Annotated in this window: 23 protein-coding genes and 1 pseudogene; 15 read left to right on the forward strand and 9 right to left on the reverse strand. The window is 40.1% G+C overall.

Annotation, left to right across the window (positions count from 1 at the left end; genetic code table 11):
* Positions 1-50: 50 nt before the first annotated feature.
* On the forward strand, positions 51-3,584 hold the full coding sequence (locus tag BUA60_RS01600) for a TraB/GumN family protein (RefSeq protein ID WP_072859996.1): 3,534 nt from the start codon (positions 51-53) through the stop codon (positions 3,582-3,584).
* A 222-nt stretch (positions 3,585-3,806) separates the two neighbouring features.
* A complete protein-coding gene (locus BUA60_RS01605; RefSeq protein ID WP_072859997.1) occupies positions 3,807-4,649 on the forward strand; it encodes an N-acetylmuramoyl-L-alanine amidase-like domain-containing protein in 843 nt (280 codons plus the stop codon).
* A gap of 123 nt (positions 4,650-4,772) precedes the next feature.
* Here the strand turns inward: BUA60_RS01605 and BUA60_RS01610 are convergent, their stop codons facing one another.
* The 7 genes and pseudogenes from BUA60_RS01610 to BUA60_RS01640 all read right to left on the reverse strand — a co-directional run bounded on the left by BUA60_RS01610 (position 4,773) and on the right by BUA60_RS01640 (position 11,670).
* Positions 4,773-6,560, reverse strand: coding sequence for an SGNH/GDSL hydrolase family protein (locus tag BUA60_RS01610; RefSeq protein ID WP_072859998.1), 1,788 nt, complete (start codon positions 6,558-6,560; stop codon positions 4,773-4,775).
* Between the two features lie 6 nt (positions 6,561-6,566).
* Positions 6,567-7,070: a GyrI-like domain-containing protein gene (locus BUA60_RS01615; protein WP_072859999.1), complete on the reverse strand. Its 504-nt coding sequence runs from the start codon at positions 7,068-7,070 to the stop codon at positions 6,567-6,569.
* A 5-nt stretch (positions 7,071-7,075) separates the two neighbouring features.
* Positions 7,076-7,381 (reverse strand): annotated as a pseudogene (locus tag BUA60_RS22725) (chloride channel protein); the annotation flags it as partial.
* 475 nt (positions 7,382-7,856) lie between these two features.
* Complete coding sequence (locus BUA60_RS01625) at positions 7,857-8,318, reverse strand: FKBP-type peptidyl-prolyl cis-trans isomerase (protein ID WP_072860001.1); 462 nt, start codon at positions 8,316-8,318, stop codon at positions 7,857-7,859.
* A gap of 159 nt (positions 8,319-8,477) precedes the next feature.
* Positions 8,478-9,944: a Gfo/Idh/MocA family protein gene (locus tag BUA60_RS01630; RefSeq protein ID WP_072860002.1), complete on the reverse strand. Its 1,467-nt coding sequence runs from the start codon at positions 9,942-9,944 to the stop codon at positions 8,478-8,480.
* A 424-nt stretch (positions 9,945-10,368) separates the two neighbouring features.
* Entirely contained in the window at positions 10,369-10,815 is a 447-nt protein-coding gene (locus tag BUA60_RS01635; protein ID WP_072860003.1) for a GNAT family N-acetyltransferase, read from the reverse strand.
* 72 nt (positions 10,816-10,887) lie between these two features.
* Positions 10,888-11,670 carry a glycoside hydrolase family 16 protein gene (locus BUA60_RS01640; protein ID WP_072860004.1) on the reverse strand — a complete coding sequence of 261 codons (783 nt, stop codon included), beginning with the start codon at positions 11,668-11,670 and terminating at the stop codon, positions 10,888-10,890.
* 531 nt (positions 11,671-12,201) lie between these two features.
* Between BUA60_RS01640 and BUA60_RS01645 the strand changes: the two genes are divergently transcribed.
* The gene (locus BUA60_RS01645; protein ID WP_072860005.1) at positions 12,202-13,167 is read left to right on the forward strand and encodes a glycoside hydrolase family protein; all 966 of its coding nucleotides are present in this window, start codon (positions 12,202-12,204) and stop codon (positions 13,165-13,167) included.
* 543 nt (positions 13,168-13,710) lie between these two features.
* On the opposite strand, the gene BUA60_RS01650 is transcribed toward BUA60_RS01645, so the two are convergent.
* Together BUA60_RS01650 and BUA60_RS01655 are read right to left on the reverse strand one after the other, a co-directional pair.
* Complete coding sequence (locus tag BUA60_RS01650) at positions 13,711-14,520, reverse strand: ThuA domain-containing protein (RefSeq protein ID WP_084532451.1); 810 nt, start codon at positions 14,518-14,520, stop codon at positions 13,711-13,713.
* A gap of 219 nt (positions 14,521-14,739) precedes the next feature.
* A complete protein-coding gene (locus BUA60_RS01655) occupies positions 14,740-15,630 on the reverse strand; it encodes a helix-turn-helix domain-containing protein (RefSeq protein WP_072860006.1) in 891 nt (296 codons plus the stop codon).
* 204 nt (positions 15,631-15,834) lie between these two features.
* Between BUA60_RS01655 and hemA the strand changes: the two genes are divergently transcribed.
* From hemA to BUA60_RS01715, 12 genes are all read left to right on the forward strand, one after another.
* Positions 15,835-17,091, forward strand: coding sequence for a glutamyl-tRNA reductase (gene hemA, locus BUA60_RS01660; protein ID WP_072860007.1), 1,257 nt, complete (start codon positions 15,835-15,837; stop codon positions 17,089-17,091).
* The gene (gene hemC, locus BUA60_RS01665) at positions 17,088-17,999 is read left to right on the forward strand and encodes a hydroxymethylbilane synthase (RefSeq protein ID WP_072860008.1); all 912 of its coding nucleotides are present in this window, start codon (positions 17,088-17,090) and stop codon (positions 17,997-17,999) included. Before hemA ends, hemC begins: the two co-directional genes overlap by 4 nt.
* 31 nt (positions 18,000-18,030) lie before the next feature.
* A complete protein-coding gene (locus BUA60_RS01670) occupies positions 18,031-18,708 on the forward strand; it encodes a uroporphyrinogen-III synthase (protein ID WP_245802486.1) in 678 nt (225 codons plus the stop codon).
* 84 nt (positions 18,709-18,792) lie between these two features.
* The gene (gene hemE, locus BUA60_RS01675; RefSeq protein ID WP_072860009.1) at positions 18,793-19,824 is read left to right on the forward strand and encodes a uroporphyrinogen decarboxylase; all 1,032 of its coding nucleotides are present in this window, start codon (positions 18,793-18,795) and stop codon (positions 19,822-19,824) included.
* A gap of 172 nt (positions 19,825-19,996) precedes the next feature.
* Positions 19,997-20,746, forward strand: a complete 750-nt coding sequence (locus BUA60_RS01680) for an EI24 domain-containing protein (protein ID WP_072860809.1) — start codon at positions 19,997-19,999, stop codon at positions 20,744-20,746.
* Between the two features lie 495 nt (positions 20,747-21,241).
* On the forward strand, positions 21,242-21,808 hold the full coding sequence (locus BUA60_RS01685; protein WP_072860010.1) for a transposase: 567 nt from the start codon (positions 21,242-21,244) through the stop codon (positions 21,806-21,808).
* A 219-nt stretch (positions 21,809-22,027) separates the two neighbouring features.
* Positions 22,028-22,930: an oxygen-dependent coproporphyrinogen oxidase gene (gene hemF / locus BUA60_RS01695; RefSeq protein WP_072860012.1), complete on the forward strand. Its 903-nt coding sequence runs from the start codon at positions 22,028-22,030 to the stop codon at positions 22,928-22,930.
* 19 nt (positions 22,931-22,949) lie between these two features.
* Positions 22,950-23,126 (forward strand): hypothetical protein, encoded by a 177-nt coding sequence (locus BUA60_RS22940; RefSeq protein ID WP_178346949.1) that lies wholly within the window; start codon positions 22,950-22,952, stop codon positions 23,124-23,126.
* 50 nt (positions 23,127-23,176) lie between these two features.
* Entirely contained in the window at positions 23,177-23,563 is a 387-nt protein-coding gene (locus BUA60_RS01700; protein ID WP_072860013.1) for a YchJ family protein, read from the forward strand.
* A gap of 75 nt (positions 23,564-23,638) precedes the next feature.
* Positions 23,639-24,613 carry a porphobilinogen synthase gene (hemB, locus tag BUA60_RS01705; RefSeq protein WP_072860014.1) on the forward strand — a complete coding sequence of 325 codons (975 nt, stop codon included), beginning with the start codon at positions 23,639-23,641 and terminating at the stop codon, positions 24,611-24,613.
* Between the two features lie 70 nt (positions 24,614-24,683).
* Complete coding sequence (locus BUA60_RS01710) at positions 24,684-25,196, forward strand: DinB family protein (protein WP_072860015.1); 513 nt, start codon at positions 24,684-24,686, stop codon at positions 25,194-25,196.
* A 10-nt stretch (positions 25,197-25,206) separates the two neighbouring features.
* Complete coding sequence (locus BUA60_RS01715) at positions 25,207-26,526, forward strand: serine hydrolase domain-containing protein (protein WP_072860016.1); 1,320 nt, start codon at positions 25,207-25,209, stop codon at positions 26,524-26,526.
* Positions 26,527-26,551 lie beyond the last annotated feature (25 nt).

The following is a 26,551-nucleotide window of genomic DNA, read 5'->3' on the forward strand; positions in this document are numbered from 1 at the left end:
TTATTCCTAATAAATTTTGAAGCATTTTTAACTAAAATTTGAATTCTGGTATGCGCATTTACTTAGGTTTTCTTTTTCTAATGATTTCCCAGGGATTATTTGCCCAGGAGGAGAACAGTCTTCTTTGGGAAATATCGGGGAATAACCTGAAGAAATCCTCGTATTTGTACGGAACCATGCACGTAAGCCAAAAAATCGCCTTTAGGTTGGACGATGTTTTTTACGAAGCCTTGGACAAAAGTGAAATTGTGGCTCTGGAATCGGATCCGGATACTTGGTTGGATGATTATGGTAAAATGCGCGGTAGCGGCATAGGCTTTGGAACCGGATTTGTAACCAAGGGATTTTATATCTATCCTTTTGCCATTAAAAACCCTAGTAAGGAAATAGTCTCCTCTTATCTTTCTTTGGATGATCGGCTTGTGAACAATATCCTTTACCGAACCAATGAAAGTTCCCAAAATTTTGAGGAAGAAACCTATTTGGACATGTTCATTTATCAAGCCGGGAAAAAGTATTCCAAGCCTATAAGGGCCTTGGAGGATTTGGAGGAATCCACTGCCTTGGTTGGTAGGGCCAACATGAATGCCATGAAACCCAAACCGGACGAATGGCTTCAAAAAAAGATGCAGACCCAAGATGTAATGTCGCTTTTGCAAGATGCCTATAGGGAGCGTAATATCAATCTAATTGATTCCTTGGACCAGGCCATGTATACCGAGCATTATTTGCAGAACATGCTCTATGCCCGTAACAAAAATATGGCGGCACGTTTGGACTCCTTAATGCATACGGCAAAAGTATTCGCTGGGATTGGAGCTGCCCACCTCCCTGGAAAAAAGGGGGTTATTCAACTTCTTAGAAATATGGGCTACGAAGTTAAACCGCTTACCTCCCGGTTTACATACAAAGGTCGCGCCTTAAAGGATTCCCTGGAAACCAAAACCCTTAGTAATGAATATAGTACCAGGACTCCCGATGATGGGCATTTTAGCCTTCTTTTGCCCAACAAGCTATATCCAATAGCGGAATATACCAATACCACCTATATTTCGCCCGATTTGGCCAATGGAAGCTATATAATGGTGAATCGAATTCCCACTTTTACCTATTTAAAAAAGGACTACACCTACTCTTTGGATGATGTGGACAAATTACTGTTCGAGAATATTCCCGGGAAAATCCTTGAAAAGAACAAAATAGAAAACGGGACATATCCCGGCTTGGACATAAAAAATCAATTGAAAAACGGCGATTTTCAACGGTACCATATCTACATCACCCCTTTGGAAATACTAATTTTTAAAATGAGCGGGCAAGGGGATTATGTGGTAAAACATTCCGATACTATTTTTAACAGCATCAGCTTCAAATCATTAGAAAAAAAACGAACGGTACTTTTTTCGGAATTTCATGACTTTGAAATTGAAATGCCTTCCCTCTACAATTTTACCAACCGCAAAAGAAAAGGCAATCGATTTATTGAGGCAGTTAATCCAGAAACTTCCTCCTATTTCTTTCTTAAGAAAGCCACCCTAAACGATTTTAATTTTATTGAGCAAGATACCTTCGAGCTAAAACAAATTCAAAACAGATTTTATCAAGATCTAAAGTTGGAACCGGAATATGGTCCGTTCGATGGCCAAAGCCTATCCTCTTCTGCAAAGTTTGACCCCACTGGCCTAAATCGACTTTATTTAAAGACCATTATTTGGGAAAACAACTACTATCTTCTGGGTAGTGTGACTAAAGACAGTACTGAAGCACAGCAATATTTCGACTCATTCAAAATTAAGAAACAAAATTATACCGAAGAGTTTAAAAAAATACAGGATACCGCTTTATTCTTTTCTACCATAAGCCCCGTTGATCCACCAAAATTTGTTGAAAACAGTAATAATTACTACGAACGACACAAGAAACCCAAGCCCTATAGTGCCTACACCAAAAAATCCATTTACCAGAACGTAAATAATGAGGCCATCTTAGTGACGGTAAACAAGGCCCATGATTTTCTAATGTTTCCCAATATCGATTCTGTTTGGCTACTAAGAAGAAAATTGTACCGTCAGAATACCTTTAACATTATTAGGGAGGAACGCCCCAAGTACAATGAAAAATATCATGAAATAAACCTAACCCTAACAGATACCGCCAGTACCAGGGGAATATTGATAAAGAACATTGTTAAGGGCGGACTATTATACGAAGTAAAGGCCTTAATAGATACCGTTAAACCCCCCAGCAGATTCGTCAAGGATTTCTTCAACAATTTTACACCTACAGACACCTTGGTAGGTTCTTCTATCGTAAGCGATAAAACCTCCGATTTCTTTAAAGCCATTAGACAGAACGACAGTATAGTCCATGATGGGTATGCTTTTTTAAAGTTCAATAAAAAGCACGCCGATTCCTTAAAATACTATATATCGGAGTTCGACTTTAAAGACAATCAGAAATATCTTCAGGCTCATTTAATCCAAAAATTGGCCGAAATGCCAGACATTGATGCCACGAGCTTCTTTGAGAACTACTATGCTAGGTCCTACAACAACTCCAAGGCACAAACAAAAATCCTACAGGCCATTAGCAAAAACCAAAATGAAACGTCATTAGAACTACTCTTACGGCTTATGTCCACCGACTTGCCCTTGGTATCGAGCAAGCAGGAGATACAGAATATTTTCCAGCCCTATCTGGACAGTCTGCCCTTGGCCCGCAAACTATTCCCCGAAATATTGGATTACAGTGCCATAGAAGAGTATAAATCGCCTATCTTTTCCATGCTAGCTAAGCTTAAGGCCCGCGGATTGATAAAGCCAAAGAGCTACAAAAAATATAAAAATCAGATTCTCAACGACGCCAAGATCCAGTTGAAGAGGCAACTAGGCCTTACCATGGACTTATTGAACGAGGATATTGCCAGTAGCAGCAGCAATAATAATTACGAGATACTAGAGAATTATACCGTGTTACTATACCCCTATATCAAAGAAAGTGAGGTAGCCCTGTTCTTTCAACGCTTGTCCACCGTAAACGACCCACAAATACAAGCCTCATATGTGGCCCTTCGTCTGAAAAACGAAGAAAATCCATTTTTCGGTCACAATAAAATATCGGCAAGCTCCATAAATTCACTGGCTGAAAATGCAGAAACCCGTTTACTGCTTTTTGAAAAATTGCAAAAAATTGGTAAACTGGATTTTTTCCCTTCCAATTATAGAAACCAAAAGGCCATAGCAGAATCCATTCTCCACAAGGCCTTGGAATTAGACCCCGAACAGCATTCCATTGAATTCGTCAAGGACCAAAAAATGTATTATCCATCCACTAATTATCATGGTTACTACTTTAAAGTAAAAGATAAGGACAACTATAGTAACAATTTAAAAATGTTTATGTTAGTATTCAAAGATTCTGATCATATTCATAGCAAACCCTACTATATCAACAAAGGGTTCAATATAACGGACATTAATACTGAAGAAGAAGTATTGCACTTAACGACCGAAGAGTATAATTTAAAAGACAGGCAACGTGCCATAGTGAACAATCCATCGATTTATAGTGGCTTTATGCATTAGATGTGGAAACGGAAAAACCTATATAATACCTTGATTAATGATATGTAATGAATAGTGGTTTACCTGCAAAAAATCCCATTGCTCCAAATGGACAAGGTAGGGTCCTTATAAATTTATTGAATAAAAAACCGTTTAGAATAAATTTATATTCTATAAAATTTAAACACCATATTTACAAATAGTTGTAAAGGTTTATGTAAAGTAAAATTTTAATAATATTCTATGAAACATTTCCTCTTTTTGATTCTTATTTTGTCACTTATCCCTAGCGGATTTGCCCAAAATCTAATATGTTCTCCTCAAGACAGGAATGCCTTTGAAAATAAGATGCAGGCTATTTCCAATTTGGAAAAACAGACGGTTGGTGAAAATATGGTGTCCATTGGGAAGACCTTTATAGGAATTCCTTATGTAGCCAAAACTTTGGAAATTGGAGAAAAGGAATCCTTGGTCATTAATTTACAAGGATTGGACTGCACTACTTTTGTAGAAAATGTATTGGCATTTTCCCTTATGCGAAAGCACAACAAACAAGATTTTGACGCCTTTACCGATTATTTAGAAACCATTCGGTATAAAGACGGAAAGCTCAATGGTTACGCCTCACGACTGCATTATTTTTCGGAATGGATCGCCAACAATGAGCATAAGGGCCTGTTAAAGGATATGACCTCCCAAATAGGAGGTGTGGAAAGCCAAAAGGCCATTAATTTTATGAGTACACATAGGGAACTATACCCTTTTCTCAAAGATGCCGATAACTATGGGAAAATTCAGGCTTCGGAGGAATTTCTTAAATCGCAGTCCATCTGTATCCTTCCTCAGGACCAGATCCAAGCGAATGAGCATTTGATACAATCTGGCGACATTATAGCTCTGACCACTTCCATAAAAGGTTTGGATATTACGCATACCGGAATCGCCACAAGGGAAGCTGACGGGAGAATACATTTGCTACATGCTTCCACAGGATCCATGGAGGTAGAAGTCTCGAAACAACCCTTGGCCGATTACCTAAAAGGCATAAAAAGCAATACGGGGATAATGGTGGCACGACCCCTATAGGTCAGTGAACCCTTGACCCAGAATTGGATTTTGTTAAATGGTTTGGCCAAGTATCTATTTTTACTACCACCATCCAATAAATAGGAAACTATTAAAGATAATACGATTTCACTTTAGAAACTTCTATTTAGTGCCTTCCCTAAGGATGGCATTCAGCTTTTTGCCCACTTTTCGGTAACCCATTGCGTTGGGATGCAAACCATCCGAGAAAAGACTGGCATCAATTTTATTGTCCTTGTCCAACAGCACTGCCCCGATATCTGCATAATCCACATTTTTAGCGGTCGCCAATGCAGCTATTCCCGTGTTTAAATTACGCATACGCTCCTCCTTGTCTACCCTTGGAAATAACCCAAGCAACAACAACCTAGCTTTAGGCTGTCTCTCTTTTATGGCATTGATCACCATTTTCAATCCACTGAGAATCTCTTCATCCGTATTTAGGTGTTCGTTGTTGGTCCCGATCATCAGGACTATTTGCTCCGCTTCAAAACCGTCCAATTCATCGTGATATATTCTCCAGAGCACGTTTTCCACCCTATCCCAACCAAAACCAAAATTCCGTACCTCCAATTCGTCTAAATTGGCCTTCCAGGAATCTGCCCCACTGCTTAAAATTGCTTTTGGAGAACCGCCCCAATAATGGGTTATACTATTTCCAAAAAAACATATTTTGGGAGCACTATCCCTATTCATACTTAACAATTCCTGATGACGTCCCTCCCAAGGGTACATTTCTGGCTCCCTGGCTTGGGTTACCGGAATAGTCGTGGAAATGCTTCCTATGGGCTCCTTTAATATCTCCCGTAAGGCTTTTTCATAGGCAAAGGCATATTCCATCATTCCCAAATCCGTTGGATGGGTACCATCCACAAAACTCTCCATAGACAGATTCAGTTCTTCCTTGGTCAATAAATGAATATCCCTTAGCCCATCAGACTTTAATTGCGCAAAGGCCTCCTTGGCTATTCTATTTAAATCCATATAGGTCTTGTAACGATCAGCATCCACGGCACCATCAGAATACCCATCGTGCTCCACCAACAAAATTGGCGTTGAGGGACGCTTTGTTCTTATCTGTTTTACACCAGACATAATAAGCTGCCGTACATCGTCCAACGAACGATCTATGGTCGCGCCCAAATTTGGCAAACAATCCAATACAAAGATTTTAGCATCCAATTCCGTAATAAAATTGATTACCTCTTCTTCCATTCTGCCATTTCCCGAAAATGCCAAGTTAATAAGCGGCCTATCCATTTTTCTCCCTAAAATAGAGGTCCACGCCATTCCTGGGCGCGAAGCGCAGGCCCCATGTGCTATAGATGTTCCGTAAACCACTATAGGTTTCTCCTGCCTTAAAGGCAAAGGTTCCATTACCGCATCTTCCGGTACACCGATCTCCAACCATTCCACTTCATTGTACAATGGCAGGTATAACTGGTACTCCCTTCCCTTATCATGGTATTTCTCTTTAGGATCGATATTGGAATATTTATACTGAATGGTATCGGCAAAGGAATATTTGCCTCTAAACCATCTCCAATCCCCATCACTGGTCTTGGCATAAAGATCTACCCCGCTTACTCCGGTTGCCGGCATATGGGGCATGGCATGGTTCCCTTTAACCTTATACCGTACCGTAATCGATTTTGCATTAGTCCTAAACCTAAGGGAAAGTCCTGCCGAATGTTTGGACAAGTTCCAGACCGCTTCCCGGACTACTCCCCCGGCCTGCTTTGGTAAACGATGATAAGTTGAGGCAACCTGACCCGGCCAGGCTTGTCCTTCAATTTCCAGGGAATTGGATTCTGCGGGATTCCACCAAGAAATAGCAACATTCTCTTGGGCCATTGAAAATTGAAATAACAGGATTATTGCCCATAAACCTAAAAATGACTTTCTTTCCATATCTCTTTATTCTTGATTTTTTCTTTTAATTGGTACCCAGACCTCTTCTTCCGAACTTGGGTCGTTGTTCCTGTATTTACTTCCCATAATCTCAAAATGCTCCCTATGGTCCAATTGATATTCTGTTTTTGGCAACCATTCCCCAAAAATATATTGCGCCGTCCTTGGAAAGGAACTGGGCAACCCCCTATGTACAAAAACGGCATACAAACCTCCGGACAAGGTATAAGAAACCATTCCTTCAGGTATTTTGGCATAATCCTTAACCTCAACTACTGCCCATTTTTCAAATTGGGTGGTATCATTAAATTCCGTAAAACTCAACAGACGATCATATACCTGCATACTTATCAGGTCTTTGGACAAAGGATTCCGAATTTCCTTTCTTCTGCTCATAAATCCCTGCCAAAGTTCTTTGGTTCTATCATCTGCCAAAGACATTACCAATCGGTTGCCGATCAATTTTTTTTCCGCTACCACTTCAATACCTCTAAACAAATCTAAACCCATGTGACCTATTCACCTATATTATTAAGACCATTAAATATTATTTCCATTTGGGAACTCATAAAAGTCATTCTAGGGGCCAAAACATAGCCAGTAAGACTAGTTAACAAAATAAGGACAAATTAACCAAAGCCTATCAAAGTAACCAAAAGAATTGTGGTGCTCATCGGCGTTACGGCAACACAGGCATTTATGGCAGCCATACAACTTATTATGGCCAAGGTTGGGTTAATGGAGGGGAACAATATATACAAAATTAACCCCAGGCTAACCCCCTCAAAAAATAAAGGAATAATAAATCCGCCCATCAAACCAAGAACGGCCCACAACAAAAAGGTGCGACTGAACACAAAGGGATTAAACCGAACAGACTGATCCAAAATATTTGGACAAGTAATCGGTTTTCTTCTCCGTTTTAGCTTCACTTTTTGGTAAACTTTTAATACCGGGATGCTTTAACTATCCAGGGATTATTTCGAAACTTTAAATATAAGGACATGATGTATCATGAAGAAGAATTTTAAGTAAGTATCCACTTTTATGCAGTAAAAAAAGAAAGAATTATTACTTTTCTGAGATTCAATATCAAACCAGTTGGTCGGTTCATTATCATATTGGGCCGATTACAGCTCTAAAAAAGGCTCTTCGTCGGCAAATAAAACACTAAATCTGATATTTTATCAAAATTCCATACTCGACCAAAAGCAAAAACCAACCTTGCGGTTGGTTTTTGAAATTGTTCTTACTTTTGGGCGAATGCCAAAGAGCAAGTAAAAAAGATAAGTGTTCTTAATTCACAGAAATCAAAGAGACCTCAAAAATAAGTACAGAGCCCCCTGGGATTCCGTTATAATCCCTGCTGCCATATCCCAAATGGGCGGGCACCAATAATATTCCGCTGCCACCTTCCTTAAAGTAGGTAATCCCCTCTGTCCAACCGGCTATAACTTGGTTTAAACCAAAAGTAATTCCCTCTGCATCACTTTGATCGAAGACCGATCCATTAAGAAAGTACCCCTTATAGGCCACCGTTACATTGGAATTGGCCTCTGCCTGTGTTCCCGTGCCTTCTTCTTCAATTACATAATATAGTCCTGAATTGCTCCGTACGGCTGTTAAATTGTTCTCCTCAACATATGCCTGGATATCCGCCTCGTTCTTGGCAACATAATCAATGTCCTCCTCGGTTTTCTTCTCGGTATCACAAGAAATAAAAAGCACGAGGGCCATAGCAAAAAGTGTAATCTTCATAGTTATTCTTTTTTAAGGGCCAAATATAGCAAAATACCCAACGTCGTCTAATACCATAATTCCAATGGATTTATAAATTTTAGTTAATTGTTCAAAACAAAACACCCTTAAAGACTTACTTAAAAGCCGTTAAGGGTGTTCAATAATCTACGCTATTTATTAAACCACAAAGCCAGGCCTGTAATTTCTTGTAACAAACTGATTTGCTTCCTCAAGATTGGTTATGCGCATATTCTCCCCGTCCCAAAGTAATTTTTTACGGGCAAAGAACTCCATTTTTCCTTTCTCGTTTTCCCTTTGTAACAAATAACTGCGAATGGCAAGGTTCCCCATAAGAACGGTCTCCGTCATAGGTCCGGCATAATCAAAGGAAGATGTTAGACCAAGGTGCTCCTTGCTACCAAACCCAGCCTTACAGGCATCAATCCATAAGCGTTGATGTCCGTATTCCGGCTCATCATTTGGCTCCACTTCAGGACCAAAATCCGTTGAGCCATCGTTCATATACAACTTTGGCATTAATGGGGAGCTATCGTTGATATTGGTAGAAATAATTCCCTTTTCCCCTATCATCAATACCCCGTTCTGACTTCCATTTCCACCAATTTCATGATCGGCCGGAATAATTTCTGGATGTGCAGGCCTTATACCTCCATCGCTCCAAGTCATCTCAATCGGTGATTTGCTCTTATCCGTAGCCCCAAAATGTAAGGTTATGAACGACGAAGCCGGACAACCTTCCGGATGATAATCGGCATTCCACATATTGGTGTAAACTGCACCTACACTGCATTCCGCATCTGTTGGATACTTGAGTCCTAAGGTCCTAAAAGGAATATCGATTAAGTGACATCCAACATCTCCCAACGCCCCGGTACCGTATTCCCACCAACCTCTCCATCCAAAGGGATGTAAATTGGGAGTATAAGGTCTAAATTCCGATGGCCCTAACCATAGGTCCCAATTAAGGTCCTTAGGTTTTGCACTTGGATCTGGTTTGGGAAACGCACCACCTTGTGGCCAAACAGGTCTATTGGTCCATACCTGTACCTTTGAAATCTTACCAAGCTCCCCGGAATCCACCCATTTTTGAACCATGCCCAATAAGGGGTTGGAACCTCCTTGGTTCCCCATTTGGGTCACTATTTTCTTGCTTCTAGCCATCTCGGTAAGCATTCTTGCCTCCCGTATGTTGTGTGTCATTGGTTTTTGCACATATACATGTACCCCGCGCTCCATAGCATAAGCAGCTGCCGGTCCATGAACGTGATCTGGGGTGGAAATGGTAACGGCATCGATCCCTTTTTCCTTGTCCAACATCTCCCTGAAATCCGCATAAAGTTTTGCTTTTGGAAAGAGTTCAACTGATTTTTTAGCCGATCCGGAGAAATCCACATCGCACAAGGCTACTACTTTTTCCCTTCCTCCTACAGAGGCATTACGGATATCACTGGCCCCTTTTCCTCCAGCACCAATAGCTGCAATATTCAATCGGTCACTTGGAGCTGTATACCCAACACCCCCAAGTACATGCCTAGGCACAAAAAAGATGGAGGAAGCCATAGCACCTTTTTTAATAAATGATCTGCGTGAATCCACAGATTTTTTAGATTTTTTCTTCTGCATAATTATAGATTATTAGATTTTTACATTGACTATTTTATCCACAAAAATCCATGATAGCTGCAGTTACTACAACAACATTATCATACACCTAAGTACAACAATCATAGGGATATAGCAATATAAAACATATCCGCAAACATAATGTCTGAGATTCTCTCAAAAACTACTATAATTTTAACCCTAGGAAAAAACCGTGCCTATGTTGCACTGGAGAGGTAGAGAAATTAAGAAAAACTGCCAAAGTCGCTTCTTAACCCCATCTAAGTGTAAAAATTTATGGGCCAGTTTCCAATATACATCATGCCATGGGAGGATCCCCCGCAATTTCCTGGGCAGATTCGGTAGGTTCAATGTAAATCGACTGTATTCTATAATCAGCTGCAGCAAGAGGCAAGGCTGCAGCTGTAATGCATGGCTATAAGGTTTATTCCTTTTTAATCAGAGCTTCCGTTTTAAGCACATAAATGCGACTTTCCTTTTCCTTAAAGCCCAAACTTTTATACAGATTTATAGCTTCTATTCGCTTATCTGCGCTAAAAAGAAGGATTTCGGTAAGTCCTTTATCCTTTCCCAACTCCACCAATTTTTCCATTAGTTTCCTACCTATGCCCTTTCCCCGGTGTTCCACATCTACCACAACATCCTCAACCCAGCCCTTAATACCGGATATTACGGTATAGGTGCACATTAAAGCCATTCCCAACACCTTATTACCTTCCCTGCAATATACAAGGCATATAGGATTTTCAGGGTCGAGTACCTGTTTAAGATTTATCTGTTTTATGTCGGCATTCAATTGGCGGAACAATCCTGCCAACTGTTGTTCCAGATCTGGGTTTATATCGGATTCTTGTAGTAGGGCTATTTTCATGGGTTCTTATTTAAAATTAAAAACTTAGGGTTATGATAATTTGCAAATTTAATTAAACTTATTTGGTCATTTTTAATAGCCTTCCTTCTTTTGGTAAACCTTAACATAGTCGACCATAAAAACATCGGGAAAAATGGTTTTTAAAATCTCTTCCTTTTTACTGGGATATTCCATACTCAAGATCATATACTCCTCTATATTGGAGATACCGTCCGTAACCTCATAATACTTATACCCATCCACATAAAAAATATATTTGTCCGGAAACCATTCCAATCCAAAAGTATGAAACCCTAAACTTACCCCTCTACGGTAACTCTGCATACCCTTGGTAGATTGTTGATTGGGTCCGTAGGCCCAATGCACATTATGGGATACAATATCGGTACCCAATTTTTTAAAAAACTCCATTATATCTATTTCGGCCCCAAATTTGGACGGATCTTCCCCCTGGCTAATCTGGGGAGACTGCAGCCAAAATGCGGCCCATACCCCCTGTGATTTCTGTAATTTGGCCCTACATTCATAATAGCCATACTTGGACATGAACTTACCTTGGGTACCTACGGCACTGCCCAAAAGTGAATCTCCTTTTTTAAGGATGTATAATTTTAAATATCCATTTTCCACTTTTACAGCCTCCTGGGATACAAAAGCTATGGCCCTTGGCCCCACTCCTCGAACGGCCCACTTAGAAGTATCCAAAGATTTGCCCTTAAATTGATCTTCCCATACCAATTTATAACCCTGCTTTTCAGGATTGAACCGTTTTTTGGACATAGGTCCCTGGGCCGGGCGTTGTGCAAAGGCAAATCCTATAACAAACAGGAATAAAAATACAGGCGTTAATTTCATAGGAATGGATTTGTATGCTTTAAAGATTGTACACAATAAAAGATTTGACTAAAAGTACTTCTAAGCCGATACTTGTTCAATGGAAAATTTCCAAGGCCAAAACAACACTTCATAAACGGTTTGGATCAAAAGCAAGGTAACACTCCTAAAGCGAGATTATCTGGCAGATTCTATCAAAAACTGTTACAATTTTAACCATTATGTCACTTACCTATGGGCAGGCCTTTCTGCAAAAAAATGTATGCCCACGAGACATCGGAAGAAAACCACCACTAACATTTGGTCGGGCAAGCTACGGAGCGTCCAAATTCCACCTTGTAAGTAAAGAGTTTTGGTGTGTCCCTAGCGGGCCGGGCTATCCGTTTCAAGTCCTCGGCTGCAGGCCTGTGGGCTTTTCACTGCTATCCCTCACACAGCACAGCATATGGATTGACTATTTTTTACCATTAATCTGCACCGCATAAAAAGGAATTATTATCTTACTTGTACCAAATAACCATAACAAACCCTCTCAATACAAATAACCGGATTATGAAAACACCTCTCCTTCTGCTTACGTCCCTGATAGTATTTCTTCTGTCCTGCAAAGACCAACAAAAAAACAAAGAAAATGTGAACTCTGAGCAAGTTGCCATTGTTACACCCAAAGATTCCGTACCATTTCCAAGGGAACTGACACAATTTCAAACCCCAGACGAAAACCCAATTTTTACGGGCACAGGTATGGATACTTGGGATCAAAAAATTCGTGAACGTGGGTATATCCTAAAGGAAGAGGGCAGCTACCATATGTGGTATACAGGCTTTAATAAGGAAAAAGAGTTGCTTTCCCTAGGTTATGCCACCTCTTTAGACGGCATTTCTTGGAAGCGCCATGTAAGTAACCCCGTTTTTGATGAGAGTTGGACCGAGGACATGATGGTCATAAAAGTGGATGGCACCTATCATATGTTTGCCGAAGGAAAAAATGATGTAGCCCATAGGCTTACCTCTACCGATCGCATTCATTGGACAGACCATGGATCGCTGGACATACGCCATGCCGATGGTTCCCCATTGAGCAAAGGACCTTATGGCACCCCTACCGTTTGGCGGGAAAACAACCTATGGTATCTGTTTTATGAGCGAAACGACTTGGGGATATGGCTCGCCACCTCCAAAGATCTAAAAGTTTGGACCAATGTTCAGGATGAACCCGTTATAACTATGGGACCCGAAGAGTACGATAAATATGGCGTAGCCCTAAATCAAATCATCAAATACAAAGGATGGTATTATGCTTATTACCATGGCACCCCTTTCGAAGACTGGAGCCTGTGGTCTACCAATGTAGCAGCATCCAAAGACTTGGTGCATTGGAAAAAATACCCTCAAAATCCAATAATGGAGGAAAATAGATCAAGTGGAATCCTAGTTCCCGATGGAGACCAGTTTAGACTATATACCATGCACGACAAGGTAGAAGTACATTTTCCAAAAAGCCCCAAAAAGAACTAAGGTTAGCATCTTTCACCTGGTTATTAACTTCCATATTTGGCCTCCTCATACGGTTTTGTGCAAAATTTCAAATCCAACCGCTTGGTCGGTTCCCGTTGAATCCAAACATCTAGATTGGCCATGATACTTCGATATAAAACGCAACAAAATCTATGAAATACCGCTATTTTATCGTCTGGTTGCCCAAAAACATATCTAACCGACCATCCGGTCTATTTTAAAATTGTTCTAAGACCTTAAATAATACAGATTTCCCTGCTATAAATATTTAATTTGAGCCGAATTGAGAGGCATTTTCAACAGCTTAGATGTTTTAGGGGGCATATGCCCTATAACCAAACAGCTTTCACAAATCATCCATTAAAAAGGGTCCAGAGAAAATTGAAGAAAAAAAGTCCTGCGAGATTGTTACCGACACACTAAATAAATTTTAGTATTGGTTGATTGGATGTCGATAGAACCTTGCAGGACTACAGTAAAGGTTGGTGGTTATTAAAATTACAAAGTATTGGTATTTAACTTTGTTTTGTAATTGCTTAAGAGTTAATCCCTCTTCAGGCAATATTCGATTCCGCCCACCAAATGTTGACGGAAATTAAGGTCGTCAAAAGCTTCCTCCGTATGTCCCAAGCCAGTATAAAAGGCGCGTCCGCCATCATACTCATGGTACCAGGCAATGGGGTGGTTATCACCATTTTTACCCCCCTCATATGAGCTTTCATCCAGTTTCATGAGCACATTTACCTCTGAATTAATATTTTTGTAGTTGTACCATTCATCAAAATGGGTCCAGATATCGGCCAAATGTTTGGTTGCTGGATGGTTATGATCCACTACGTTTATCGTAGCCGTTTGTTGTTTGGGGTGACTTAAAAAATAGGCCCCAACCAATTTGTTATACCAAGGCCATTCATATTCTGTATCCGCCGCAGCATGAACCCCCATATAACTTCCGCCGTCTTGTATATATTTCTCAAAAGCCGCTTGTTGTTCGTCTCCCAACACATCCATAGTGGTACTTAAAAAAACCACCAATTTAAACTTTTTAAGATTTTCGCTATTAAATTGAAGCGAATCCTCGGTATGGGACACCGCAAAATTATTGGCAACGCCCAATTTCACAAAGGTGGCTACCCCCTTTTCAATGGACTTATGGCGGAAACCATTGGTTTTGGAAAATACCAAAACCCTATCTTTTGCCAATGTATTGGCAGAAATTATTTTTTCTGGAATTTGTACAGGCGTATTATGAAGGTTTGGATTTAAAGTAACCTCCTCCTGTATTTTGGTGCTACCACATCCAATCACCGTTACTAGCGCAATCAAAGCAATAGTACATCTAAATAAGCGCATAAAAATTTTCGATTATCAATTTGAAGTTCTAAATATCTAAAATTTAAGGCAACAAAACACAAAATTTATCATTATTTCCAAAATATACCAGAGTTCTCACAATAATACTCCTTCTTGTTAGAAATAAAAATCTCCAACTTTAAAGGTTATGAAGTGTAAAGTACAAAATCAAAAAACTAAGAATATTGGGAAAAATATAAGCTGAACAACAATACCAAGCTATCCGTTGGCCAAGGACATGAGGTATTTTTTTGGAGTGGTACTATACTTTTTCTTGAAGGCAGCTATAAAATGACTAGAAGTGCTATAACCCACTTTTAAGCCTACTTCATTTACATTGTGTTTGCCCGATTCCAACATTTTACGGGCATATTCCATTTTGTAATCGAATAAAAAACTATATACAGAATCCCCATATATCTGCTTAAATCCTTCTTTCAACTTCTTAAGGCTAAGCCCAATTTCTTCCGAAAGGTCTTGTAAGCTAGGTGGTTCTGCCATTCTAGAAATAATTATTTCCTTGGCCTTCCTAATGCGTTTAACGTTATCCTCGTCCACCAAAAAAGGGCATTGTTCCACATCGGCATCCTGACTCTTATTAAAATACAGTGAAATCAATTCATATACCTTCCCCTTTATATACAGCCCCTTTATGGAACGATGAAGGTTATAATTCATTACCTGACTCAAAACAACAGCTATTGCAGGGGATACGGCCTCTTGTGAATAGTATTTTTTGTCTTTGTTATCCGGACTTAAAAAAGGTATATAATCGGCCTCCTTGGAAAATAGGGAATGGAATTTGCGGATGGTCATTATTATGGAGACCATCCAGGAATTGGCATTTAACACCAGATTAAGCGGTAAATCTACCTGGGTATTGTACAAGAGAAGGGAATTGTCCTCATTGACCTCCAAGGCATACCGTCCTTCATTGAATACAAACTTGGCACTGCCCTTCAAACAGAAATGAAACTGAATAAAGGAACTGTCAATTTCTCGGGTAACCGTCTGGTTATGAATACCATCGTTTTGGATTTTTAATACGTAGAACCCGTCTTCAATTAACACTTCCTCGAATGACCCTTGAGCGATATTTTCTTCCTCCATGTCGACATTATATTAAATTTATCTATTTAGAAACGTTCTAAATTACTATTGACAAGAATTCCCTTAACACCGCTAAAATATACTATTTCAGGGGTTTTAACACCCAAAACAGCGTTAAAAAACCACAAACGATACTAATTGTTCCTCTAGCGTTATTTTTATAAGTTTGATGCACTTATTTTTGTGGCGCTCTCAAGAGTACATATGAAAGATTATCATATTTCCAAACATAATTCATTTTATACCATTGGCCTTAACTACAAAAAGGCGGATGCCGAAGTGCGTGGTAAATTTAGCCTGGATGAGAATGCCATAGAACGCATATTGGAACAGGCCAAATTGATAGGCCTGGACGGTCTCTTGGTAACCTCTACCTGTAACCGTACCGAATTGCATGGATTTGCACAGCACCCCTACCAGTTAATAAAATTATTGTGCGATAATACTCATGGCACCGTAGAGGAGTTCCAGGAGGTAGCCTATGTGTATAAGAATAACGACTCCATTAATCATCTATTCAGGATGGGTACAGGTTTGGATAGTCAAATTTTAGGCGATTTTGAGATTATTAGTCAATTACGTCAGAGCTTCAACCGTTCAAAAAAGCAGCAAATAGCCAACCCATTTCTAGAGCGTTTGTGCAATTCCGTAATCCAAGCCAGTAAAAGAATAAAAAACGAAACCGATATTTCTTCGGGTGCCACATCGGTAGCATTCGCATCGGTACAGTATATCATAAATAACATTCCCGACATATCCGAAAAAAACATATTGTTGTTCGGTACGGGAAAAATAGGTAGAAATACCTGTGAAAATTTAATTAAGCATACCAAAAATTCGCACATCACCCTTATTAACCGTACCAAGGACAAGGCTGAGCGCATAGCAGGTAAATTTAATCTGGTAGTCAAAAATTACGGGGACCTACAGACCGAAATCAGAAACACCGACGTGCTTATAGTAGCCACCGGTGCACACTCGCCCACTATTTCTAAAGAATTGATCTACACCAAGAAGCCTTTGCTGATCTTGGATCTTTCAATTCCGAAAAATGTATCCGACAATGTAACGGATTTGGAGAATGTTACGGTAATACATCTAGATCATCTATCCCAAATGACGGATGACACCTTGGAGAAAAGGAAGGAATCCGTACCCCAGGCGGAAGCAATCATTGAAGAAGTAAAGGACGAATTTATAAAATGGCTGGAAACTAGAAAGTTTGCTCCCGTAATCAAGGCGCTTAAGAAGAAATTGAAGACTATGAAGGATGAGGAATTGGACTTCCAAAGCAAGAAACTTGTAGATTTCAATTCCGTACAGGCCGATATTATCTCCGAGCGCATAATTCAGAAAATCACCAAACAATTCGCCAATCACCTTAAAGATACCGAAATAGATTCCGATACCAGTTTAGAGCTTATACAACGAGTTTTTCAACTAGAATTGGAGTCTAAATGAGTAAAATAATACGCATTGGTACCCGTGATAGTCAGTTGGCCCTCTGGCAAGCACATACTGTTCGGGACCAACTGGAATCCCTTGGCTATAAAACCGAAATAATTTCCGTAAAATCTACCGGCGACCTACTCTTGGACAAGCCTTTATATGAACTGGGCATCACTGGAATATTTACCAAAACCTTGGATATCGCAATGATCAATGGCACCGTTGACATTGCCGTACATTCCATGAAAGATGTTCCCACCCGACTTCCCAAGGGAATTGTTCAAAGCGCTGTTCTGCCAAGAGCCAATACCCAAGATATTTTGGTCTATAAAGATTTGGAATTTTTAAAATCCAACGGCACCATTGCCACCGGAAGCTTACGAAGACAGGCCCAGTGGTTAAATAAGTACCCTACCCATAAGGTGGTAGACCTTAGGGGCAACGTAAACACCCGACTTCAAAAACTTCAGGACAATCCTTGGAACGGTGCTATTTTTGCAAAGGCAGGTTTGGAGCGCATAGAAGTACTTCCCCAGAACCATATAGATTTGGATTGGATGGTTCCGGCCCCGGCCCAAGGTGCTATGGTAGTTGTTAGTATGGAAAACGATACGTTTTCAACGGATGCAGTACGCCAGCTGAACGATTCCGATACGGATATATGCACCCATGTGGAAAGGGAATTTCTACAGGTTTTGGAAGGTGGATGCACCGCACCCATAGGCGCCTTGGCCAAAATAGACAAGGACAGGCTCCATTTTGAAGGAATTTTGTTGTCCTTGGACGGGACACGAAAATTATCCATCAAAAAATCGATTTCCCCCCAAAATTATACCGACTTCGGAAAACTGTGCGCCCAGGAAATTTTAAATAACGGAGGCAAGGAAATGATGAAAAAGATAAAAAAAGAACTGGCTTAACCCCTGCTCGGCAACTAGAACCCAAAGTACAATGAGCATGACCATTCTATCCACCAAAATTCTGACTTCCTCCCAAAAATCCATCCTGACCAAGGCCAACATCAAGGTTGAAGATTATGATGCCATCAAGATAGACTACCTAACTACCCAAATAGACCAGAATTTCCAAAATATCATTTTCACTAGCCAGAATGCCGTAAAGGCTTTTCTACAAACAGTAGGGACCCAAAACCTCGCAAACAATAAATACACTGCCTTTTGCGTCGGCGAAAAAACAAAGTCGCTTTTAGAAGAAAATGCCATAAATGTCATGGAAATGACACATTATGGAGCAGAATTGGCGAAGATATTGGTAAATAAGTACCTAACTGAATCTTTTTTATTCCTGTGCGGTGATAAAAGACGGAATGAAATTCCCTCCTTCCTAACCAAAAATAAGGTAACATTTAAGGAACAGATAGTATACCAAAATAGTCCAAATCCCATTACCTTTACCTCCGATTTTGATGGCGTATTGTTTTTTAGCCCTAGTGGTATAGCTAGCTTTACGGCCCGGAATACATTAAGAAATAGCGTTGCTTTTTGCATTGGCACCACCACTGCCTCCGAAGCGCAAAAGCACACCAAAAGGATTATCATTGCTGAAAAACCCACGGTAGAAAGTGTCTTGGAAAAGGTGGTAGAATATAGAAATACATTAATGAACTAAATATGGCCTCTTTAACGGACATCCCTGCCGAATTGATTGTTGGGAATGCGATGAACTAATTAGGCAATAATACAGCTATAAACTATGAGTATTAAAAACGATTTATTCTTAAGAGCATTAAAAGGAGAAACCGTAGAGCGTCCCCCAGTTTGGATGATGCGCCAAGCAGGAAGATATTTACCGGAATTTATGGCCATTCGGGAGAAATACGATTTCTTTACCCGTTGTAGGACCCCTGAACTGGCCAGTGAAATTACGGTACAGCCAATACGCAGGTATGGCATGGATGCCGCTATTTTGTTTAGCGATATTTTGGTGATTCCCCAAGCCATGAATATAGAGGTGCAAATGAAACCCAATTTTGGTCCCTATCTTCCAAACCCTGTAAACGATCAAAAAGGAGTGGATGAAGTTATAGTCCCTGACGTAAACGTAGAACTGGATTATGTTATGCAGGCCATAAAAGCGACAAAGGAACTTTTGAACAATGATATCCCCTTAATCGGCTTTGCAGGCTCACCTTGGACCATTTTATGCTATGTAGTACAAGGCCAGGGTAGCAAAACCTTTGACAAGGCCAAGGAATTCTGTTTTACCGATCCAGTTGCGGCACATCAGCTACTGCAAAAAATCACCGATACTACCATTGCCTATCTAAAGGCAAAAGTTAATGCCGGTGTAGATGCCGTGCAGGTATTCGATTCTTGGGGAGGTATGTTGTCACCAGTAGATTACCAGGAATTTTCGTTCCAATATATACAACAGATTATAGATGCCCTTAAGGACGAGGCTCCCGTAATCGTTTTTGGTAAAGGATGCTGGTTCGCCTTGGGCGATATGGCCAAATCAGGAGCCGCTGCCCTTGGAGTGGACTGGACCTGTTCCGCACGTAATGCACGTTACCTTTCAGGAGGCAATATAACCCTTCAGGGGAATTTTGACCCAGCAAGATTGCTTTCTCCTCCGGCAGTAATCAAAAAAATGGTAACTCAAATGATCAATGAATTTGGCAAGGATAAATATGTAGTAAATCTTGGCCACGGTATTTTGCCAAATGTTCCCTTGGACAACGCCAAGGCCTTTATAGATTCGGTAAAGGAGTACCGACAGAATTAGAAGGGCGTATCCCTTTTTTTCTTCCTTTCAGGAAAAAAGGGTCGCGCTTTCCGTTATATCTTTTATTTTTATGGAACTGTTGCCTTGTTTATCTAAAAAACAAACGGCACAGCACACAGAATTCCAAAAAATAAAAGGATGTCACTGCAATCGCTTACGCAAAACCAAAAGTATGATCAAACATATACTAAGTGGTATTAAAGCCTATTTTGGCACCTTTAAAATCCTTTCCCAGCTGGGACTTTGGCGGTATTTTTGGATTCCCATATTGATCAGTGTAGTAATTGCCGTCATAATTTTTACCTCTGCTTATGGACTCTCGGACAATATTGGTGGATTTCTTTCGCAATGGTGGACTTGGGACTGGGGAAAGCAAACAGTGATTCTGATCAGCGAAATCTTTGGCGGCCTTCTAATAATTGTATTTGGCTTTATGTTGTACAAACATATTGTCATGGCGCTCTCAGCACCTTTTATGAGCCCTGTTTCAGAAAAAATAGAAGCTCATTTATTGGGAAGAAAGGACGTAAACCATAGAGATACTTCTTTCACGGAACAACTTTGGCGCGGCATCCGCATCAACCTAAGAAACCTGATGATGGAAATTTTGTTGACCATCCCAATTCTGTTAATTGGTTTAATTCCGGTAATCGGATTGGTTTCAACAGTACTTATATTTTTAATACAGGCCTATTATGCCGGTTTTGGCAATATGGACTATACCTTGGAGCGACATTTTAAATACGCAGAAAGTCTCAACTTTGTTCGAAAGAACAAAGGCATTGCCATAGGCAATGGAATTGTTTTTATACTCTTTCTATTTATTCCGGTAATTGGTGTAATCCTAGTGCTTCCACTATCGGTAACAGCGGCAACCATAAGGACAGTGGAACTAATAACATCGGAAAAAGAAATTGGTTAACTCCCAGCCCTGCAAGGTTTCCAAAACCTTGTAGGTCTGAGGTAATAACAGAAAAAATGATTGGTCAATACCAAAGGAACAAAACCTATAAAGACGGGTAGACCTTGCAGGTTAGGTTACCAAAAGCAAGCAACCCAGGACCTGAAATGTTAGGAGATTGAGTGGACCTGCAAGGTTTCAAAAACCTTGTAGGTCTAAGAATAAAAAATGATTGGTCAATACCAAAGGAACAAAACCTATAAAGACAAGTAGACCTTGCAGGTTGGGTAACCAAAAGCAAACAACCCAGGTCCTGAAATGCTAGGAGATTGAGAGGACCTGCAAGGTTTCAAAAACCTTGTAGGTCTATAAACAGAAAACGGAAAAACGATAAGCCGATGGCAAAGGAACAAAACCTACAAGGTCGGGAAGACCTTGCAGGTTAGGCACACAACAGAACGCAAGCCAAGACCTGCCAGGTTTCCTAAACCTTGTAGGTCTGAAACAAGAAAAAAAATGAAACAAGAAAAACTCGAACAGGATTGTTATTATCACATATACAACCGAGGAATAAACGGTGGCCCAATATTTAAATCCAACGAAAACAAAAGCTACTTTCTAAAGTTGATTAACAAGTATTTGTCCAACAAAGTTTCCATTCTTGCATATTGTTTAATGGACAACCATTACCATATGGCAATCCAGGTCCTTGAAGAAGAAAAAATGGTTACCCAAGCATTTTCAAATCTTTTCAATGCCTATGCCAAAGCATTTAATAAAATGCACAATAGAACGGGAAGTCTCTTTGAAAAGCACTTTCGAAGGATTAAAATTGGTGACACTAATTATTTAAGGAACCTAATAATCTATATCAATACAAACCCGGAAAGTCATGGAGTCACGGAAGATTATAAAACATTCAAATATTCATCTTTTCAGACCACTATTTCAGATTCAAACGACACGGTATTAATGCCGATTGCAAAAGAAGAAGTAATAAATCTTTTTGAGGATATTGAGAATTTTGAATATTTGCATGAGCAAAAAAGAAGCTTAGGTCTTGACAAATTGAACTGGGATTAATGACCTGCAAGGTTGAGCAGTTGGCAAGACCTGCAAGGTTTCAAAAAACCTTGTGGGTCTACAAACTGAAAACTGAACAAAATGATTGTTCCAGGCTAAGGAAAAAAACCTACAAGGTCGGGAAGACCTTGCAGGTTAGGCAACCAATAGAACGCAAAACAGGACCTGCAAGGTTTCAAAAACCTTGTAGGTCTAAGGATAAAACCGAAAACAAAAAAAATGAAAGATAAATTTTACGCTTACATTCAACAACTACAGGATACGATTACTTCCAAATTGGAGGCCTTGGACGGAACTGCAAAATTCAGGGAAGACCATTGGGAAAGGCCAGAAGGTGGGGGAGGACGATCCAGGGTCATTGAAAATGGCGCTGTTTTTGAAAAGGGCGGTGTTAACATTTCAGCAGTCCATGGTGCCCTCCCGCAAAGCATGCAAAATTATTTTGGAGTGAAGGACGCCGATTTTTTTGCCTGTGGTCTCAGCCTAGTTATCCACCCGAAGAATCCCATGGTTCCCACGGTACATGCCAATTGGCGCTATTTCGAGATGTACAACAAGGAAGGTAAATTGGTTGATCAATGGTTTGGTGGAGGACAAGACCTAACCCCTTACTATCTTTTTGATGAGGATGCCAAACACTTTCATACAATATGCAAAAACGCCTGTGACAAACACAACCCAGATTTCTATTCTACTTATAAGGCGAAGTGCGACGATTATTTTTGGAACACACATAGGAATGAAGCACGTGGTGTGGGGGGATTGTTTTATGATTACTGCAAAGCCACCAAAACGATGAGTATGGAAGATTGGTACAATTTTGAAACAGAAGTGGGCAATAGCTTCTTGGAGGCCTATGTGCCAATCGTTGAGAAAAGAAAGGACTTGCCCTACACCAAAGAACAAAGGGATTGGCAAGAAATCCGTCGTGGCCGTTATGTAGAGTTTAACTTGGTTCATGACAAAGGCACCTTATTTGGACTAAAGACCAATGGAAGAATAGAAAGCATCCTAATGAGCTTACCACCACATGTACAATGGGTTTATGACCATCATCCAGTTAAAGGGAGTGAAGAAGAGCGGCTGTTAAAAGTACTTGCCCAACCCAAAGACTGGGTATAACAAATCTAAACGTAGGACTATGGGCAAAAAAGGCAAGGAAAAAAATACGCTCAACAAGGCAAAACATACCAAACTCCTTAACAGGAAAAAAAACAAACTAAAAAAAGAGAAGGAAACCCGTAAAGAGCGACTAAAGACCATTATGGCCAATCATCGGGAACAACATAAGTCCGAGGAAGATCAGATCAATAACTAATCAATTGTGCATAAGTCTTGAGTTAAGTATAAATCATTAAATAAAAAAACATGGATTGTCCCTGTGGATCCCATACATCCTACACAGATTGCTGTGAATTGGCACATTTAGACCTCAAATCCGTTAGGACAGCGGAACAATTAATGCGTTCCCGATACTCTGCTTTTGTAATGGGCAATGGAAATTATTTGATGGATAGTCACCACACCTCTACCAGGCCTGTTAAGGAAAAGAAATCTATAGAAGCTTGGGCAAAATCCGTAAGTTGGATCAGGCTGGAAGTTTTGGATAAGGAAAAGGGAGAAATAAGTGACCTGAAAGGCACCGTTACCTTTAACGCATATTTTTTTGAAAATGGCAAGGTGGATGTGATTCATGAAAAGTCGGAATTCGTAAAGGAAAACGGCCTATGGATGTATTTAGGTCAAGCGAAATAATAAAAGGATTAACCAATTCAATTTATAAATTTTAGGACATGTTCCTTTATCTTTGAATTTCAAAATAAACATAAAATGTACCCATTAAGAAGAAATAGAAGACTGCGTACCAATGAGTCCATTAGATCACTGGTCAGAGAAACCATTATCTCACCTAACGACTTTTTAGTGCCCCTTTTTGTCGTGGAAGGCCATGGGGTAAAAGAAGAAATCGCGTCCATGCCCAATTATTACAGATATAGCTTAGATCTATTGGAAAAGGAGGTAAAAGACCTTTGGGCCATGGGACTTAAATCCGTGCTCCTCTTTGTTAAGGTCCCGGACCATTTAAAGGACAATAAAGGCAAGGAAGCCGTAAATCCCAAGGGGCTAATGCAAAGGGCCATTAAAACAGTTAAAAATACCTGTCCCGAGATGCTGGTGATGACAGACCTAGCCTTGGACCCTTATTCCTCGTATGGACATGACGGAATTGTGGAGGACGGACAGATAGTGAACGACGACACCGTGGAGGTTTTGGCCAATATGAGCGTGAGCCACGCACAAGCTGGAGCGGATTTTGTAGCACCCAGCGATATGATGGACGGTAGAATTTTGAGCATTAGGGAAGCCTTGGAAGATGAAGGATTTATAGACACTGGAATCATGAGCTATAGTGCCAAATATGCCAGTGCATTTTACGGTCCCTTCAGGGATGCCTTGGATTCTGCTCCAGGTTTTGGCGATAAAAAGACATATCAAATGGACTATGCCAATAGGTTCGAAGCCATTAAGGAAACTGAAATGGATATTGATGAGGGTGCAGATATCGTAATGGTAAAACCAGGTCTTTGTTATTTGGATATTGTAAGGGAAATAAAAAATGAGGTGGATGTTCCTGTAGCAGTATACCAAGTATCAGGAGAATATGCCATGGTAAAGGCCGCAGCCGAAAAAGGATGGCTGGATCATGATGCCGTAATGATGGAGCAATTGACCGCCATTAAAAGGGCCGGTGCCAATATCATTGCCAGTTACTTTGCCAAGGATGTAGTCCGTGTATTGGGATAAGGCAGATCAAAAAAATTTCACCTAAGGGCAGCCAAAAGTTATTATTTCGCTCAACTTATGTAATAGTTAAATGAAAAATTTACTTTTTATACTTCTAATTCTTTTTATGAACCCGCTACAATCCCAAGACTTTGTGATTCCCACTTTTTTGGAAAAATGGGAAAATTCTAAATCTTATTTAGTATCCATTGCGGAAGCCATGCCGTCAGAGAAATATGATTTTAAACCTACCGAAAGACAAAAGGGTTTTCAAGATCAATTGCTACATATAAAAAGAAATATGGATTGGTTGAGCAGTACTTATTTTGGCAGGCAATTGAGCGACAAGGGAAGTGGCAATAATTCCAAATTAACAAAGGAAGAGACTATAAAATTATTGGTCAACGCATTTGATGGGGTCAGCGCTATTTTGAAAAACCTTCCTCCCGAGGCACTTTCGGAAAATGTGGAATTCTTCGCCGGTGAAAAAACCAAACTACAAATATTAAATCTGTTACAGGACCATGTAACCCATCACCGGGGACAATTAATTGTATATTTAAACCTTAATAATATTGAACCCCCAACATATGTGGGTTGGTAACTGATTCGCTATGAAAAAAAGTAATTATGATGCCATTATTATACTGTTAAGTATATTTTTTAACGCACATCTATCCCACGCACAATCACCCAATCCTGAGGCACTTAGCTATGAAAATCCTTCTGCTGTAGGAATGGATTCATTGTTCATACACTCCAAGGTAGATTCCATTATGAACTTTGCCATTAAAGAGGAAGCCTTTCCGGGAGCACAGGTCTTGGCAGCCAAAAACAGCAAGATCATTTTTCATAAGGCTTATGGATTTCATACCTATGACAGTGTACAAGCTGTAAGTCTTACGGATATCTATGATTTGGCATCCGTAACCAAAATAATGGGGCCGCTACCCGCCTTGATGAAATTACATGATGAAGGAAAACTGGATTTGGATGCGCCCTTCAGTACCTTATGGCCTAAATGGAACAACAGAAAGGATAAAAAGGAACTGACCATAAGGGAAGTCTTTGCGCATCAGGCCGGGTTAGTTCCCTATATCATTTTTCTTCAAGAGGTGATGAAGAAGAATGGTTCGGTTAAAAATCGTTTTGTAAGACATGAACCCAGTCGTAGATTCAGTACCAAAGCCTATGATAATATATATATCAAGGATAGGTTTAAGAACAAAATATACCGAAAGATCAACAGGTCTAAAGTGTCGGATATTAAAAAATACAAATATTCCGGACTTACGTTTTTGCTCTATCCCGAAATCATTTCACGATTGACCGGTACGGATTACGAAACCTATGTAACCCAAAACTTTTATGCTCCTATTGGGGCAACTACTATGGGATTCAATCCCAAAACCAAAAACTATCAAAATAAAATAGTGCCCACGGAAATAGACACCTTATTCCGACATGAGCTCACCAAAGACTGGGTCCATGACGAAAACGCGGCCTTAATGGGCGGGGTCTCCGGAAACGCGGGTCTATTTGCATCGGCAACGGACTTGGCTAAAATGATGCAGATGTACATGAATTATGGTAGTTATGGTGGTAAGCGGTATTTGTCCGAAGCTACGGTGAAGGAATTTACCAAAGTACAATATCCGGAAAACGAAAACAGAAGAGGTCTAATTTTCGACAAGCCCGATCTAAACAATCATGAGCTCACTCTGGCCGATTCCTATCCTGCGCCAAGTGCCAGTCCGGACAGTTTTGGACATAGTGGGTTTACAGGAACCTTTGTTTGGGCCGATCCCCAAACCCAATTGGTTTACATATTTCTATCCAACCGGGTATACCCCAGCAGGGAGCATGCCAATATTTATAAATTTAATATTCGCTCCGCGGTGCAGCAAGTGTTTTACGACTCTCTGATCGATTGAGTTAAGAATTTCTTATTTTATTAGT

It is taken from the genome of Arenibacter palladensis (genome assembly GCF_900129275.1).
GTDB lineage: Bacteria > Bacteroidota > Bacteroidia > Flavobacteriales > Flavobacteriaceae > Arenibacter > Arenibacter palladensis.

Bases quoted from the DNA above. Each gene is read 5' to 3' on its own strand.
- BUA60_RS01670 (WP_245802486.1), top strand. From the start codon at position 18,031: ATGAGCATGACCATTCTATCCACCAAAATTCTGACTTCCTCCCAAAAA.
- BUA60_RS01615 (WP_072859999.1), bottom strand. From the start codon at position 7,070: ATGGGTTTAGATTTGTTTAGAGGTATTGAAGTGGTAGCGGAAAAAAAA.
- BUA60_RS01685 (WP_072860010.1), top strand. From the start codon at position 21,242: ATGAAACAAGAAAAACTCGAACAGGATTGTTATTATCACATATACAAC.
- BUA60_RS01630 (WP_072860002.1), bottom strand. From the start codon at position 9,944: ATGCAGAAGAAAAAATCTAAAAAATCTGTGGATTCACGCAGATCATTT.
- hemA (WP_072860007.1), top strand. From the start codon at position 15,835: ATGAAAGATTATCATATTTCCAAACATAATTCATTTTATACCATTGGC.
- BUA60_RS01710 (WP_072860015.1), top strand. From the start codon at position 24,684: ATGAAAAATTTACTTTTTATACTTCTAATTCTTTTTATGAACCCGCTA.
- hemF (WP_072860012.1), top strand. From the start codon at position 22,028: ATGAAAGATAAATTTTACGCTTACATTCAACAACTACAGGATACGATT.
- BUA60_RS01605 (WP_072859997.1), top strand. From the start codon at position 3,807: ATGAAACATTTCCTCTTTTTGATTCTTATTTTGTCACTTATCCCTAGC.
- BUA60_RS01625 (WP_072860001.1), bottom strand. From the start codon at position 8,318: ATGAAGATTACACTTTTTGCTATGGCCCTCGTGCTTTTTATTTCTTGT.
- BUA60_RS22940 (WP_178346949.1), top strand. From the start codon at position 22,950: ATGGGCAAAAAAGGCAAGGAAAAAAATACGCTCAACAAGGCAAAACAT.
- hemE (WP_072860009.1), top strand. From the start codon at position 18,793: ATGAGTATTAAAAACGATTTATTCTTAAGAGCATTAAAAGGAGAAACC.
- BUA60_RS01715 (WP_072860016.1), top strand. From the start codon at position 25,207: ATGAAAAAAAGTAATTATGATGCCATTATTATACTGTTAAGTATATTT.
- BUA60_RS01655 (WP_072860006.1), bottom strand. From the start codon at position 15,630: ATGGAGGAAGAAAATATCGCTCAAGGGTCATTCGAGGAAGTGTTAATT.
- BUA60_RS01635 (WP_072860003.1), bottom strand. From the start codon at position 10,815: ATGAAAATAGCCCTACTACAAGAATCCGATATAAACCCAGATCTGGAA.
- BUA60_RS01610 (WP_072859998.1), bottom strand. From the start codon at position 6,560: ATGGAAAGAAAGTCATTTTTAGGTTTATGGGCAATAATCCTGTTATTT.
- BUA60_RS01600 (WP_072859996.1), top strand. From the start codon at position 51: ATGCGCATTTACTTAGGTTTTCTTTTTCTAATGATTTCCCAGGGATTA.
- BUA60_RS01650 (WP_084532451.1), bottom strand. From the start codon at position 14,520: ATGCGCTTATTTAGATGTACTATTGCTTTGATTGCGCTAGTAACGGTG.
- hemC (WP_072860008.1), top strand. From the start codon at position 17,088: ATGAGTAAAATAATACGCATTGGTACCCGTGATAGTCAGTTGGCCCTC.
- BUA60_RS01645 (WP_072860005.1), top strand. From the start codon at position 12,202: ATGAAAACACCTCTCCTTCTGCTTACGTCCCTGATAGTATTTCTTCTG.
- BUA60_RS01640 (WP_072860004.1), bottom strand. From the start codon at position 11,670: ATGAAATTAACGCCTGTATTTTTATTCCTGTTTGTTATAGGATTTGCC.
- BUA60_RS01700 (WP_072860013.1), top strand. From the start codon at position 23,177: ATGGATTGTCCCTGTGGATCCCATACATCCTACACAGATTGCTGTGAA.
- hemB (WP_072860014.1), top strand. From the start codon at position 23,639: ATGTACCCATTAAGAAGAAATAGAAGACTGCGTACCAATGAGTCCATT.
- BUA60_RS01680 (WP_072860809.1), top strand. From the start codon at position 19,997: ATGATCAAACATATACTAAGTGGTATTAAAGCCTATTTTGGCACCTTT.